We start from the raw sequence: 14,245 nt of genomic DNA, 5'->3' as shown, positions 1-14,245 counted from the left end.
AGCCGGCCGACCGGGCGACCGTCAGCCCCGCCCGCTCCCCGCGGGAGCCTCGCCCGCCGGGCCGTCGTCGAGGGCACCGTGCCCCTCGAAGACGTCCGGGACGCCGTCGGCGTCGGCGTCCCTCGACTCGAGCTCCTCGAGACGGCGGTAGGCGCGGTTGCGCGCGCGGAGGAGCGCGGAGGCCAGGAGCGCCGACAGGACGGACCCGGCGAGCACCCCGACCTTGACGTGCTCGACCCGGGCGGCGTCCGCGAAGGCGAGGTCGCCGATGAGGAGCGAGACGGTGAAGCCGATGCCGCCGAGGAGACCCACGGCGAGCACGTCGAGCCACCGCAGGTCGGGGTCGAGGCGCGCGTGGGTGAAGCGCGCGACGAGCCACGTCGTGCCCGTGATCCCGACCGCCTTGCCGATCACGAGCCCGGCCACGATGCCGAGCGCCACGGGGTCGCTGAGCGCCGAGCGCAGCCCGTCGAGCCCACCGACCGTCACCCCGGCGGCGAAGAAGGCGAAGACGGGGACGGCCACACCGGCCGAGAGCGGCCGGAACCGGTGCTCGAAGTGCTCCGCGAGCCCGGGGCCGGCCTCCGGCCCACCCGCCCGCGCGCTGCGCAGCACCGGGACGGTGAAGCCCAGCAGCACGCCCGCGACCGTCGCGTGGACGCCCGACGCGTGCATGAGCGCCCACGCCACCGTGGCGAGCGGCAGCAGCACCCACCAGGCCCGCACGCGGCGCTGCACGGCGACCGTGAACAGCGCGATCACACCGAGCGAGGCGAGCAGCGGGCCGAGGTGCACCTCGTCGCTGTAGAACACGGCGATGACCGTCACCGCGAGCAGGTCGTCGACGACGGCGAGGGTGAGCAGGAAGGTGCGCAGCGCGGCCGGCAGGTGGGTCGCGATGACGGCGAGCACCGCGAGGGCGAACGCGATGTCGGTCGCGGTGGGGATCGCCCAGCCGTCGACGGCGTCGCCACCGGCGCGGGACGCGACCACGACGTAGACGACGGCGGGGATCGCCATGCCGCCGACGGCGGCGAGGATCGGCAGGGCGGCGCGCCGCGGGTCGCGCAGGTCGCCCGCGACGAACTCGCGCTTGAGCTCGAGGCCGACGACGAAGAAGAAGATCGCGAGCAGGCCGTCGGCGGCCCACGCGCCGACCGACAGCCGCAGGTGCAGGCTCTCGGGTCCGATCTCGAGGTCGCGCAGCGCGGCGTAGGCGTCGGCCGCCGGCGAGTTGGCCCAGACCAGGGCCGCCACCGTCGCGACCAGGAGCAGGGCGCCGCCGACGGTCTCCTGACGGAGGATCTCCGAGACGCGCCGGGTCTCGCGCCACGACCCGCGGGACAGGATCTCCGGGGCCCCGGGTGGGGACGACGACGACGGATCGGTGTGCGGCACGAGGCTCCTCAGGGGTCGATGACGACGTTGCCGACCAGACTTCCCGGCGCACCTGCGTCGATCCTACGGGCGGCGACGGGATCGGCACGCGGCCGGTGGGGCCCGGTGCCGGCGGTGCGGGCGGTCGCCCGGGGCCGGGATGATGTCCACAGCGCGGACATCATTGACGCGCCATGTGAGACGCCCTACCGTCGGAGCCAGGTCATGAGCGCCAGCGCGAAGCCCCGGCTCGCTGGCCGGCAACCCTCCTCGTCGTGGGGTGCTCCGGGTGAGGACCGGACCGGTGCGACCGCACCGGTAAGGACGGCCAGGAGGACTCCCGTGCGAATGTGCTGCTGTCGCCACTGACGGCGCACCACCCGGTGCGCCCCGTCGCGCACCCGCACGCAGGTCCGCCTGCACCCGGCTGAACGGGCCCTTGCCGGGGCCCCTGCGTCGGTGGAGCGGCGTCGCGCCTCTCTCCCATCCCGCCCCGCCGGGGGCCGCGCTGCCACGCGCCCCGGCCTCCCCTCGGAGACCCCATGATCGAGCTTCGCCAGCTCACGAAGACCTACGGCGACGGCGCGCACCGCACGACGGTGCTCGACCGTCTCGACCTCACCGTCGGCGATCGGGAGATCGCCGCCGTCATCGGCCCGAGCGGGGCCGGCAAGAGCACGCTCGCCGCGTGCGTGAACCTCCTCGAGCCGCCCACCTCGGGCACTGTCGTCGTCAACGGCCGGGAGCTGTCGCGCCTCGACCAGCGGAGCCTGCGCGACGCGCGGCGGCAGATCGGCACGATCTTCCAGTCCGACGGCCTCCTCGCGCGCCGGACCGCCGCCGAGAACGTGGAGCTGCCCCTGCGCTACCTCGGCGTGACCCGGGCGGACCGGCGACGCCGCGTCGCCGAGCTGCTCGACCGCGTGGGGCTCGCGGCGCGCTCCGGGTACTACCCGCACCAGCTCTCCGGTGGCCAGCGCCAGCGCGTCGGCATCGCCCGCGCGCTGGCGCTCCGCCCACGCGTGCTCCTCTCGGACGAGGCGACGTCCGGTCTCGACCCGGAGGCCACCGCGTCCGTGGTGCGGCTCCTCAAGGAGCTCCGCGACGACCTGGGCCTGGCCATCCTGTTCATCACCCACGAGATGGAGACCGTGCTCGAGATCGCCGACAGCGTCGCGCACCTCGACGCCGGCCGGATCGTCGAGCAGGGCGCCGTCGTCGACCTGCTGCGTGACCCGTCGTCCGCGCTGGGCCGCGCGCTGCTGCCGCGCCGGGCCCACGGCGCGACGCGCGGGGGCGCCCCGTGGTCCGTCTCGTACGCGAGCGCGAGCGTCCCGGCGGACTGGATCGCCCGCGCCGGCGCGGCGCTCGGGGTCGACGTCGCCCTCCTGGGCGCCTCGATCGGGGCGGTCGACGGGCACGTCGTCGGGCACGCGACGATCGCGCTGCCACCGGGCACCGACGCGGCTCGGCTCGTCGCCGTGCTCGGGGACCTGGGCCTGCACGCCGCCCCGAGCGCCGCGCCCGCCGACGCCGCACGGGAGCCGGGCACGATCGGCCGCGAGCTGGAGCCGGTCGCATGAGGACCGCCGGCGACACGCCCCTGGGCGAGATCCCCGCGCTGGTCGTCCCCGCCCTCGGGGAGACGCTCGCGATGGTCGGCATCGTCATGGCCCTCGTCGTGCTGCTCGGGGTGCCGCTCGGCGTCCTGCTGCACAACCTCGCGCCCGGCGGCCTCCTCGAGCGGCCCGTGCTGCACCAGGCGCTCGGCTGGGTCGTCGGGATCGGACGGTCCCTGCCCTTCCTCATCCTCATGGCGGCGCTCGTCCCGGTGACGCGCTTCGTCACGGGGACGAACATCGGGATCGCGGCCGCGGTGGTCCCGATGTCGCTCGCCGGGACCGCCTTCTTCGCGCGGATCGTCGAGAACTCCCTGCGGTCCGTCCCGCCCTCGCTCGTGCGCGTCGCGACGGCGTCGGGCGCCTCCCCGCTGCAGGTGGTGACGACCGTCCAGCTGTCGGAGGCGCTCCCGTCGGTCATCGGGGGCCTGACCATCAACACCATCGCGATGATCGAGTACTCGGCCATCGCGGGCACGATCGGCGCGGGCGGCATCGGCTACGTGGCGGTCACCTACGGCTACCAGCGCTTCGACCACGCCGTCATGCTCACGACGATCCTCGTGCTGGTCACGCTCGTCGCGCTGGTCCAGCTGCTCGGCGACGGACTGGCCCGGGCAGCCACGCCCCACGCGCGCAGGCCCCGCCGGCGCGGCGCTGCGGCGCCCACGGCAGCGGAGGTGCCCGCCTGAGCCGATCGCGCTGACCCGCGGGCCGAGCCCGCCGGCTCGACCAGGCGCTGCCACGCCCGGGCCGACCACCCACGGCCACCACGGCCACCCGTCACGCACCCAGGAGTCACTGCCATGACCACCACCCAGACCGACCGCCCCCAGCCCGAGGCGGCCGAGCCACCGAGCGGCACCGACCACGACCACGGCTTCCAGATCGCCCGACGCCGTCGCTGGCCGTGGGTCGCGGGCGGCGCCATCGTCCTCGCGGCCGCCGCGGCAGCCGTCGTCGTCCCGCGCCTGACCGCCGAGGCCAGCCCCAACACGGTCGCCGGCGCGACGCTGTACGTCGCGACCGCCGAGGGCAACGCCCGCGAGCAGGCGCTCGTGGAGTACGTGGCGCAGGAGATCGCGCCCGACTACGGCATCACCGTCGCGTTCAAGGGCCTCGCGGACAGCAACACGATCAACCGGGCCGTCCACGAGGGCGAGGTCGCCGGGACCGTCTACCAGCACGAGCTGTGGCTGTCCCAGGTGCTCGAGGCCAACCCCGGGTTCGAGGAGACCGCCGCCACGCCGGTCTTCCGCTGGGGCTTCGGCCTGTGGTCCCAGCAGTGGGACAGCGTCGAGGAGATCCCCGACGGCGCGACGATCTCGCTCTACTCCGACCCCGCCAACGAGGCGCAGGGGCTGTGGGTGCTCGAGCGGGCCGGCCTCATCACGCTCGACCCCTCCGTCGACAAGTGGACCGCCACGCAGGACGACATCGTCGAGAACCCCAAGGACCTGGAGTTCGTCCTGCTCGACTTCGGGGCCCAGTCCCGCGCGCTGCCGGACCTCGACGCCGCCGTCGGCTACACGGAGTACTACGTCGCCGCCAAGGTCCCGGTCGAGCACCAGATCTTCGCGCCCCCGGCACCGGACGAGTTCGCCGGCCAGCTGACGGTCGGCACGCGGTGGATCGACGAGCCGAACATCCAGAACCTCATCAAGGCCTTCCAGGACCCGCGCGTGCAGGAGTACCTGGCCACCGACCCCGAGGTCCAGGGCGTCCTGCTGCCCCTGGACGCCGAGTGACCCGCCCGAACCCCGAGAAGGAGACCACCGTGACCGACAACGGCCCGAGCAAGAAGCGCATCGTCCTCAACGCCTTCGACATGACCTGCGTGACGCACCAGGCGGCCGGGACCTGGCGCCACCCGGACAGCCGCGCCTGGGACTACAACACGCTCGAGTACTGGACCGAACTGGCCCGCCTCCTGGAGCGCGGCCGGTTCGACTCGCTGTTCATCGCCGACGTCGTCGGGGTGTACGACGTCTACCGCGGCACCGTCGCGGGCTCGCTGACCGACGCCGTCCAGGTGCCCGTCAACGACCCCTTCCTGCAGGTCCCGGCCATGGCGGCGGTCACCGAGCACCTCGGCTTCGGCATCACCAGCGCCCTGACGTACGAGCAGCCGTACGCGCTCGCGCGCAAGTTCTCGACGCTCGACCACCTCACCCGGGGCCGCGTGGCCTGGAACGTGGTGACCGGCTACCTCAACAGCGCCGCGATCAACCTGGGCTTCGACAAGCAGATGAGCCACGACGCGCGGTACGACCTCGCGGACGAGTTCCTCGACGTCACCTACAAGCTGTGGGAGGGCAGCTGGGACGACGACGCCGTCGTGCGCGACAAGGAGAACGGCGTCTTCACCGACCCGACCAAGGTCCACCCCATCGGCCACCGCGGCGAGTACTACAGCGTGCCCGGCATCCACCTGTCGGAGCCGAGCCCGCAGCGCACGCCGGTGATCTTCCAGGCCGGTGCGTCGCCGCGGGGGCGCGCGTTCGCCGCCAAGCACGGCGAGGGCGTCTTCATCAGCCCGGGCACGATCGCGCAGGCGCGCGAGACGACGGACGACATCCGGGACCGTGCGGAGGCGCTCGGCCGGTCCCGCGACTCGGTGAAGATCTTCTCGCTCATCACCGTCATCACGGCCGAGACGGACGAGGCCGCCCAGGCCAAGTTCGAGGACTACCTGCGCTACGCCAACCCCGAGGGCGCGCTGTCGCTGTACGGCGGGTGGACCGGTGTCGACTTCTCGGACTACGACCCGGACCAGCCGCTCGTCGAGGTCGAGAACGACTCGCTGCGCTCCGCGCTGCAGATGCTCACGACGATCGACCCGGACCGCGCGTGGACGCCGCTCGACATCGTGACCAAGCGGAGCATCGGCGGCCTCGGCCCCGTGCTCGTGGGCTCCGCGACCCGGGTGGCCGACGAGCTCGAGCGCTGGGTCGACGAGGGCGGCGTCGACGGGTTCAACTTCGCCTACGCGATCACGCCCGGCACGTTCGAGGACCTCGTGGACCTGGTGGTCCCGGAGCTGCAGCGCCGCGGGCGCGCCCGCACGGAGTACGACGGCACGACGCTGCGCGAGAACCTCTTCGGCGAGGGCCGCGTCTTCGCCGAGGACACGCACCCGGCCCGGCAGTACCACGGCGCCTTCACGGGCGGCGCGACGTCGGCCGACGGCACCAAGGAGTCCAAGATCTCGGACCACCTCGCGGCCACGGCCGGCGTCTGACGGCCAGGGGTGACGCGTTGGTGTCGCAGGTCGACGCCAACGCGTCACCCGGGGCGGTGGCGTGGCCTGAACTACCCTCGGGGCCGTGCCCGAAGGTCATACCGTCCACCGGATCGCCCGGCAGTTCCGCGCCGATCTCGTCGACCACCCGGTCGCCGTGAGCTCGCCGCAGGGGAGGTTCGCTGCCGGGGCCGCGCTGCTCGACGGGTCGGTCCTCACGACCGCCGCCGCGCTCGGCAAGCACCTGCTGCTGGGCTTCGGGTACGGCGACGACGCGCCGCTGCCCGTGTCCGACGTCGTCCCGGAGCGCTGGGTGCACGTGCACCTCGGGCTCTACGGCGCGTGGGACTTCCGGGGGCGGGTGTCCCCGCTGGCCGACGGCGAGCCGGTCGCCTTCCTGGGGGCGCCGCGCCGCGCGGTGCGGATGGGCGAGGGCGAGGCCTCGCTCGCCACGGCAGCGGCCGGGGACGCCGGCGTGCTGACCGAGGTCTTCCCGCCGCCCCCGGTCGGCGCCGTGCGCGTGCGCCTCGCGACCGACGCGACGGTCGCCGACCTGCGCGGCCCGACGGCGTGCGAGGTCCTGGGGCCGCCCGAGGTGGCCGCCATCGTCGCCAAGGCGGGCCCGGACCCGCAGGTCGACGCGTGGCCCGAGCCGCAGGCGGAGTTCGTGCGCCGCGTCCGCCGGCGCCGGGTCGCGATCGGACAGCTGCTCATGGACCAGTCGGTCGTCAGCGGGATCGGGAACATCTACCGCGCCGAGATGCTGTTCCGCGCCCGGCTCGAGCCGCACGTCCCGGGCTCCGCCGTGCCCGAGGAGGTGCTCGACGCGCTCTGGCGCGACTGGGTCGTGCTCCTCGAGGACGGGATCCGGACGGGTGTCATGCTGACGCGCGAGGACCTCGACGGCCCGGGTGCGCCCTCGCGCGCCGCCGCGGTCGCCGACCGGTCGCTGCGGCACGCGGTGTACGGCCGCGCGGGGGAGCCGTGCCTGCGCTGCGGGTCGACGATCCTGCGCGAGGAGCTGGCGGGACGCACCCTCTACTGGTGCCCCGCCTGCCAGTCCTGAGCCCGACGGCGGCCGCCGCGGCGCGAGGTCGTGTCCCGGGGCGAGAGGATGGGCGCATGGATCTGCGCATCTTCACCGAACCCCAGCAAGGCGCGTCGTACGACGACGTCCTGCGCGTCGCCCAGGCCACCGAGCGCCTCGGGTACAACGCCTTCTTCCGTTCCGACCACTACCTCGTCATGGGCGACGGCGACGGGCTCCCGGGCCCGACCGACGCCTGGACCACCCTCGCGGGCCTCGCGCGCGAGACGAGCACCATCCGGCTCGGCACCCTCGTGTCGTCCGCGACGTTCCGCCACCCGGGCGTCCTGGCGATCCAGGTCGCCCAGGTCGACCAGATGTCCGGCGGCCGGGTCGAGCTCGGCCTCGGCGCGGGCTGGTTCGCCCAGGAGCACGCGGCCTACGGCATCCCGTTCCCCGAGAAGCGCTTCGGCCTCCTGACCGAGCAGCTCGAGGTCGTCACGGGCCTGTGGCGCACGCCCGTCGGCGAGCGCTTCACGCACCAGGGCGAGCACTACACGCTCACCGACTCGCCGGCGCTGCCCAAGCCGGCCCAGCACGTCGCGCTCGCCGACGGCCGCCGGGTCGAGGGCGCCGGCGTCCCGGTGATCGTCGGGGGCAAGGGTCCGAAGCGCACGCCCGCCCTGGCCGCGCGCTTCGCGTCCGAGTTCAACGCCTCCTTCCCGGAGATCGCCGACATCCCGCAGATGTTCGGCCGCGTCCGCTCCGCGTGCGAGGAGATCGGGCGCGACCCGCACGACCTCACCTACTCGGTGGCGCTGGTGCTGTGCGTCGGGGCCGACGACGTCGAGGTCGCGCGCCGCGCCGCCGCCATCGGTCGCGAGCCGGGCGAGCTGCGCGAGCACGGCGTCGCCGGCACGGTCGCCGAGGCGGTCGACCGGCTGGGTGAGCTCGCCGAGGCGGGCGTCGAGCGCATCTACCTGCAGGTCCTCGACCTCGCCGACATCGAGCACCTCGAGCTCGTCGCCGCGCAGGTCGCGCCGCACGTGCGCTGAGGCGTCAGGCGTCCGCCGTCGTCGGCCCCCGCACCGCGCGGGCGAGGCCGACGACGGCGCACGCCGTCACCGCGAGCAGCAGCGCGTTGCGCGCGTCCAGGATCAGGGCCATGCCGTCGTCGCCCGCGAGCAACGGCAGGTAGCCCCACGGGAAGACCGCCTGCGTCAGGCCCGCGGCGAGCAGCACGAGAGCGCCGGCCACCTGCCACCAGACGGGCCGGACGTCGCGCCACGTCGTCGGCGCCCGCATCGCGACGAGGACGGCGACGGGCGGCGCGAACCACGTGAGGAACTGCGGCGAGCCGACCTTGTTGGTCACGACCAGCAACGCGACGAGCAGCAGGGACGCCGGCAGCAGGGCCGCGGGGGCGGTCCCGCGCCGTCGCGCGGCCAGGAGCACGAGGGCCACCGCCCCCACCGCCAGGGGCAGGAGGACGTCCAGGACCGCCGCGGCGCCGGCCGTGCCCGGGCCGACGACCTCGTAGGTGACCAGCTCCTCGTTGAGCACGACGGCGACGTCGTCCCGGTGGAGCGCCCCGACCACCGTGGCCGCGACGGACTCGACCTGGAGCCCGCGCTCGCCCTGCGCGTCGAGGAAGCCGAGCAGCCGCGGCAGGCCGCCGCCGGCCGCGACGGCGCCGACGACCACGGCGCACACCGCGGCCGCGGGTGCGACGACGTCGCGCACCGGGCGGCGGGCGGCGGCCGCGAGCGGCAGCACGAGCGCGCCCGGGGCCACCTTCACCCACGCCCCGAGGGTCAGCAGCGCCGCGGCGCCGCGCGTGCGGGTCGTCGTCGGCGCCGCCGCCAGGAGCAGCGCGACGATCGTCAGCGGCGCGACGACGGCGTCGAGCCGGCCGATCCCCACGGGGCCCAGGAGGAGCAGGAACGCCAGCCACCACCACGCCGCGGCCTCGCCGCGTCGCCCGCCGGCGCGCAGCAGCGCGGCGACCGCGAACGCGTCGAGCAGCGTGACGAGCCCGCACCACGCGAGGGCGTACCCGGGGGTGGTGGCCGCGACCAGCGCCGGCAGCAGCATCGGCAGGACCGCCGCCGCCGGGTACACGGACGGCTCGTCGAGGACGGGCCAGCGCCCCTCGTGGAGCCCGAGGTGCATCCACCAGCGGTAGAGGTCGACGTCGTGGAAGGCCGCGCCGGGCAGCACCACGACGCCGAGGTAGGTCAGCCAGCCGTGGACCGCGACGAAGGCGGCCCACACGGCGGCCCGGGTGGCCACGGTCGGCCGTCGGCGCCGCGGCGTCCGGTCAGTAGCCCGACGTCGTGCCGATCCCCCAGAGGACCGCACCCCAGACGAACACGAAGAACAGGCCGCCGAGCACGGCGATGCCGATGCCGACCCAGCCGAGGATCTGGCCCCACGTCGCGAGCGACGCCCCGCCCTCACCGGTACGCGCGATCTCCTTCTTGGCCATGGGCCCGATGATGACGGCGGCGATCGAGCCGATGAACGGCAGTGCCGTGAGCCCGCAGATGCCGGCGACGAGCGCCATGACCGCCATCGTGTTGTTGGCCGGGGGCGCCACGGGCGGGTAGCCGCCGTAGCCGTACTGGCCCGGGTGGCCGCCCTGCTGGCCGGGCTGCTGCTGGTACCCCTGCGGGTACCCCTGCTGGGGGTAGGGCGAGTAGCCCGGGTCGGGCTGACCGGGCGGCGGGGTCGTGGGCACGCTCATGACAGCTCCTCGGATCGGGCGACGGCGGCAAGCATTTCACAGCGGCGTGACACGAGGTGGCTAGGCTGCCCCCGGCTCCGGCGGCGCTCGTGTGCGACCGTGCGGAAGGGCCCCGGCTGAGGAGGACGCATGGCGCTCGGGTGGCAGGTGCACGGCGACGGCCGTCAGGTCGGTCCGGGGGCGGTCGTGGCGCCCGACGAGCGGCTCAGCTGGCCGCGGACGATCGGCATCGGCATGCAGCACGTGGTGGCCATGTTCGGTGCCACCTTCCTCGTGCCGATCCTCACGGGGCTGCCCCCGGCGACGACGCTGTTCTTCTCCGCGATCGGCACCGCGCTCTTCCTGCTCATCACCGGCAACCGGCTGCCGAGCTACCTGGGCTCGAGCTTCGCGTTCATCGCGCCGATCGCCGCCGCGCAGGCCGACGGCGGCACGGCCGTCGCTCTCGGCGGCGTGCTCGTCACGGGAGCCCTGCTCGCCGTCGTGGGCCTGCTCGTGCAGGCCGTGGGTGCGCGCTGGATCGACGTCGTCATGCCGCCGGTCGTCACCGGGACGATCGTCGCCCTCATCGGGCTCAACCTCGCGCCCGTGGCGTGGGACAACGTCCAGAAGGCGCCCGTGACCGCGGTGGCGACGCTGTTCGCCGTCGTGCTCATCACCGTGCTGTTCCGCGGCATCCTCGGGCGCCTCGCCATCCTGCTCGGGGTGCTGGTCGGCTACGCGGTCGCGGTGCTGCGGGGCGAGGTCGACTTCAAGGCGGTCAAGGACGCGGCCTGGGTGGGCCTGCCGGACTTCACGGCGCCCGTGTTCGACCTCAGCGTGCTCGGGCTCTTCGTCCCCGTGGTGTTCGTGCTCATCGCCGAGAACGTCGGCCACGTGAAGTCGGTGGCCGCGATGACCAACCGCGACCTCGACTCGGTGATGGGGCGCGCGCTCTTCGCGGACGGCGTCGCGACCACCCTGGCCGGGGCCGGCGGCGGGTCCGGCACGACGACGTACGCGGAGAACATCGGCGTCATGGCGGCGACGCGCGTGTACTCGACGGCCGCGTACTGGGTCGCCGCGGGCACCGCGCTGCTCCTGAGCCTGTCGCCCAAGTTCGGCGCGCTCATCGCCACGATCCCCCAGGGCGTGCTCGGCGGGGCCACGACGGTGCTCTACGGGATGATCGGCATCCTCGGTGCCCGGATCTGGGTGCAGAACAAGGTCGACTTCTCCGACCCGGTGAACCTCACGACGGCCGCCGTCGCGCTCATCATCGGCATCGCGAACTACACCTGGGCCGTGGGCGACGTGACGTTCGAGGGCATCGCGCTCGGCACCGCCGCCGCGATCGGGATCTACCACCTCATGCGGTCCGTGGCCCGGTGGCGCGGGACGTCCGAGGAGGCCGCGAGCCCGGCCTCGGTGCCCGGCGGCACGGAGCTGCCCGACCGGCGGCAGGACGACCGGCCGGACCCGGCGAGCTAGGCGGGCGCCCGACCCGACGCCGCGACGAGCTCGGCCGGCGGGACTAGAGGTGCAGGCCCAGCTGCCCGGCGTCGTCGGCGACCGGCCGGAAGCCGAGGTGGGCGTAGAACCCGCGGGCCCGGGTGTTGGCGGGGTCCACGCCGAGGTGCACGCCCGGCACGCCCCGGTCCCGCAGCGCCGTGAACAGGTGCTCCAGGAGCGCGCGCCCGTGCCCGCCGCCCTGCGCCTGCGGCAGGAGGTCGACGTGCAGGTGCGCGGGGAACCGCGCGACGACGGCGTCGTCGGTGCGCGGGGGCTCGTGGATCAGGGCCACCAGCGCCGCGTCGCGCGTCCCGGGCGCGAACTCGTCGCGCGGGTGGCGGCGCCGGACCTGCGGCCACCACCGCTCCTCGCACGCCGCCTCGAAGGCGGCGGTGTCGGCGGCGCCGATCACGTAGCCGACCGGCACGTCGTCGTCGCCGACGAGGACGAATGCCAGGTCCGGCGCGAGGAGGAGGTAGGGCCGCAGCCAGATGTCGCAGATGAGCTCCGGCTGGGCGAAGACCTGCGTCGCGTCCCCGCCGGCCTCGCCCGTGCGGATGCAGACGTCGTCCAGGGCGGCGGCGTCGTCGGGGCGTGCGAGGCGGACGTGCAGGGCCGGTGGTGCGCCGCTCACCCCTCCGTGGCCTCTCCCTCGGCCGGCGCCCCCTCCTCGGCGGGCGCCTCGCCCTCCGCGGGCGCCTCCTCGGGGGCGGCCGGTGCGGGGAGTGCGGCAGCGCGCGCCTCCTCGAGCGGCACGCAGCCCGCGACGCCGGTGAGCGGCGCGGCCTGGTCGAGCACCACGGCGTTGGACTCGACGAGACTCCCGAACTCCTGGCCGAGCACGAGGTCGACGCTCGCATCGGCGCGCTGGTCCAGGACCAGCGTGGGGGTCGTGACGTGCGCCGCGAGCGTGTACGCGGCGGCAAGCCCGGCCTCGCCGAACGTGATCTGCGCGGTGCCCGGCAGCTTGGCCGGGTAGTTGCCCGCCGTGAGCACCGCGAAGCCCCGTGCCGTCAGGGCGTCGCGCGTGCTGCCGGCGAGCCCGGAGGTGCCGGCGCCGTTGAGGACGTTGATCGTGACGGTGTTGTACTGCACCGGCAGGGTGCCCTCGGGCGGGCAGGGCGGGGGCGGCAGGGCCGCGGCGCCGGCGTCCGGGGGCGGGGTGCTGAACTCGCGGTCCAGGAACGGCGCGGAGATGACGCCCGTGTAGACGGCCGCGGAGCCGAGGCCGGCCACGGCGAGCGCCGCGATGAGCGACCCGAAGACGACCGCCTGCCGCTCGTGCTGGCGTCGGCGCCGCAGGCGGCGCTCGCGGTCGGCGGCGGTCTCCTCCATCAGTCCTCCACGACGAGCACTCGGGCATGCAGGATCGGGCGCTGCTGGAGGGCGGCGCGCACGGCGCGGTGCAGGCCGTCCTCGAGGTACATGACGCCCTTCCACTGCACGACGTGGGCGAAGAGGTCGCCGTAGAACGTCGAGTCCTCCGAGAGGAGGTTGTCGAGGTTGAGCGTGCGCTTGGTCGTCACGAGGTCGTCGAGGCGCACCTGCCGGGGCGGGACCTCGGCCCACTGCTTGGGCGTGGTGAGCCCGTGGTCCGGGTACGGGCGCCCGTCGCCCACGGCCTTGAAGATCACGCGGCGAGTCTAGTCGGCGCACCCTTGCGCCACGTGCGACCTCGGGATGACTCGGGTCGGCGCGTGATCCACACGCCCAGCAGGCACAGCGCCCCACCGGCGAACGCGAGCAGCGGCGGCACCTCGCCCAGCAGCAGCCAGCCGAGCAGCACCGCGAGCGGGGGGACGAGGTACGTGGTGGAGCCGAGGCGGCCCGCGTCGCTGCGCGCGAGGGCGTAGGCCCACGTGGTGAACGCGACGGCCGTCGGGAACAGGCCCAGGTACACCACGCCCAGGAGCGGTCCCGGGCCCGGGGCCGCCGTGAGGTCCGCGACCAGCTGCGGTGCGAACGGCAGGCACGCCAGGGCGCCGACCGTGCACGCGGCCCACGTCACCTGCAGCGCCGAGAGCCGTCCGAGCAGTGGCTTCTGCACGATGACGGCGACGGCGTAGGCGACCGCGGCGACGACGCACAGGACTGCGCCCCACACGTCCGCGCGCTCCCCGGTCGACGTCGCGACCCCGATGACCACGACGCCGGCCAGTCCCACCGTGCTGCCCACCAGGAGGGGCCGCGGGAACCCCTCGCCCAGGGTGATCCCGGCGAGGACCGCCAGGAGCACGGGTCCCACGTTGACGAGCATCGACGCGGTCCCGGCGTCGATGCGCTGCTCGGCCGCGTTGAGCGCGAGGTTGTAGACCCCGAACCAGAGCACGCCGACGGCGACCAGGCGGGGCCACGCGGCGCGGGGCGGCCACGCCTGGCGCTGGAGGAGCAGGGGCACGCCGAGGGCGACGCTCCCCACGAGGAGCCGGCCGAGGGTCAGCGCTCCCGGGCCGACGTCGGCGCCGACGTCGCGGATGGCGACGAACGCGGAGGCCCACAGCACGACGGTCACGCCGATCGCGACCACGGGCAGGGCCGGGTGGCGCGAGGTCCGCGGCGAGGGGCGGGAGGTCGGGCCCGAGGCGTGGGAGGTCACGCCTCGACGCTAGGGCCGGGGGCCGTCCCGTGGCTCGCGAGATCCTGCCGTCCTGGCGCGAGATGGCGCCGGGCGCACGGGTTCCGTCAGGACGCGCACCGGGACCGTAGGGAAACCGTCAGGACGGCGGATCTCGCCCCGGCGCGGG

The 14,245-nt window shown here is 74.8% G+C and carries 14 protein-coding genes and 1 riboswitch; of the genes, 7 read left to right on the top strand and 7 right to left on the bottom strand.

Translation table 11 applies throughout. The features are described 5' to 3' along the window. Window positions 1-21: 21 nt before the first annotated feature. Window positions 22-1,398, bottom strand: coding sequence for a Na+/H+ antiporter NhaA (nhaA, locus tag H2O74_RS15100; protein ID WP_182112322.1), 1,377 nt, complete (start codon window positions 1,396-1,398; stop codon window positions 22-24). 200 nt (window positions 1,399-1,598) lie between these two features. Further along, a riboswitch (SAM riboswitch) is annotated at window positions 1,599-1,708 on the top strand. A 211-nt stretch (window positions 1,709-1,919) separates the two neighbouring features. On the opposite strand from nhaA, the gene H2O74_RS15095 reads away from it, so the two are divergent. The 6 genes from H2O74_RS15095 (at window position 1,920) to H2O74_RS15070 (ending at window position 8,319) form a co-directional block, all read left to right on the top strand. Then, window positions 1,920-2,960, top strand: a complete 1,041-nt coding sequence (locus H2O74_RS15095) for a methionine ABC transporter ATP-binding protein (RefSeq protein WP_182112321.1) — start codon at window positions 1,920-1,922, stop codon at window positions 2,958-2,960. Beyond that, entirely contained in the window at window positions 2,957-3,688 is a 732-nt protein-coding gene (locus tag H2O74_RS15090; RefSeq protein WP_182112320.1) for a methionine ABC transporter permease, read from the top strand. Before H2O74_RS15095 ends, H2O74_RS15090 begins: the two co-directional genes overlap by 4 nt. A gap of 114 nt (window positions 3,689-3,802) precedes the next feature. Beyond that, window positions 3,803-4,744, top strand: coding sequence for a MetQ/NlpA family ABC transporter substrate-binding protein (locus H2O74_RS15085; protein WP_182112319.1), 942 nt, complete (start codon window positions 3,803-3,805; stop codon window positions 4,742-4,744). A gap of 29 nt (window positions 4,745-4,773) precedes the next feature. Further along, window positions 4,774-6,237 (top strand): LLM class flavin-dependent oxidoreductase, encoded by a 1,464-nt coding sequence (locus H2O74_RS15080; RefSeq protein WP_255491668.1) that lies wholly within the window; start codon window positions 4,774-4,776, stop codon window positions 6,235-6,237. Window positions 6,238-6,322: 85 nt separating this feature from the next. Next, window positions 6,323-7,303, top strand: a complete 981-nt coding sequence (locus H2O74_RS15075) for an Fpg/Nei family DNA glycosylase (protein WP_182112318.1) — start codon at window positions 6,323-6,325, stop codon at window positions 7,301-7,303. 56 nt (window positions 7,304-7,359) lie between these two features. After that, complete coding sequence (locus H2O74_RS15070; RefSeq protein ID WP_182112317.1) at window positions 7,360-8,319, top strand: LLM class F420-dependent oxidoreductase; 960 nt, start codon at window positions 7,360-7,362, stop codon at window positions 8,317-8,319. A gap of 4 nt (window positions 8,320-8,323) precedes the next feature. Here the strand turns inward: H2O74_RS15070 and H2O74_RS15065 are convergent, their stop codons facing one another. Together H2O74_RS15065 and H2O74_RS15060 are read right to left on the bottom strand one after the other, a co-directional pair. Beyond that, on the bottom strand, window positions 8,324-9,556 hold the full coding sequence (locus H2O74_RS15065) for a hypothetical protein (RefSeq protein WP_182112316.1): 1,233 nt from the start codon (window positions 9,554-9,556) through the stop codon (window positions 8,324-8,326). 28 nt (window positions 9,557-9,584) lie between these two features. Then, window positions 9,585-10,010 carry a DUF4190 domain-containing protein gene (locus H2O74_RS15060; RefSeq protein WP_182112315.1) on the bottom strand — a complete coding sequence of 142 codons (426 nt, stop codon included), beginning with the start codon at window positions 10,008-10,010 and terminating at the stop codon, window positions 9,585-9,587. 129 nt (window positions 10,011-10,139) lie between these two features. Here H2O74_RS15060 and H2O74_RS15055 point away from each other — a divergent pair, with 129 nt between their 5' ends. Then, window positions 10,140-11,480 carry a uracil-xanthine permease family protein gene (locus H2O74_RS15055; protein WP_182112314.1) on the top strand — a complete coding sequence of 447 codons (1,341 nt, stop codon included), beginning with the start codon at window positions 10,140-10,142 and terminating at the stop codon, window positions 11,478-11,480. Window positions 11,481-11,523: 43 nt separating this feature from the next. On the opposite strand, the gene H2O74_RS15050 is transcribed toward H2O74_RS15055, so the two are convergent. From H2O74_RS15050 to H2O74_RS15035, 4 genes are read right to left on the bottom strand one after another with little or no spacing between them, the layout of a single operon-like run. Further along, the gene (locus H2O74_RS15050) at window positions 11,524-12,135 is read right to left on the bottom strand and encodes an N-acetyltransferase (RefSeq protein ID WP_255491667.1); all 612 of its coding nucleotides are present in this window, start codon (window positions 12,133-12,135) and stop codon (window positions 11,524-11,526) included. Beyond that, window positions 12,132-12,836, bottom strand: coding sequence for a LytR C-terminal domain-containing protein (locus H2O74_RS15045; protein ID WP_182112313.1), 705 nt, complete (start codon window positions 12,834-12,836; stop codon window positions 12,132-12,134). Before H2O74_RS15045 ends, H2O74_RS15050 begins: the two co-directional genes overlap by 4 nt. Continuing rightward, complete coding sequence (locus tag H2O74_RS15040) at window positions 12,836-13,135, bottom strand: type II toxin-antitoxin system VapB family antitoxin (protein WP_182112312.1); 300 nt, start codon at window positions 13,133-13,135, stop codon at window positions 12,836-12,838. The genes H2O74_RS15045 and H2O74_RS15040 overlap by 1 nt, the downstream gene beginning before the upstream one ends. Then, window positions 13,132-14,097, bottom strand: a complete 966-nt coding sequence (locus H2O74_RS15035; protein ID WP_255491666.1) for a DMT family transporter — start codon at window positions 14,095-14,097, stop codon at window positions 13,132-13,134. The genes H2O74_RS15040 and H2O74_RS15035 overlap by 4 nt, the downstream gene beginning before the upstream one ends. Window positions 14,098-14,245 lie beyond the last annotated feature (148 nt).

Source organism: Actinotalea sp. JY-7876 (assembly GCF_014042015.1).
Taxonomy (GTDB): Bacteria; Actinomycetota; Actinomycetes; order Actinomycetales; family Cellulomonadaceae; genus Actinotalea.
Note: the sequence above shows the minus strand (reverse complement) of the source record. Positions and strands in the feature narration are given on the sequence as shown.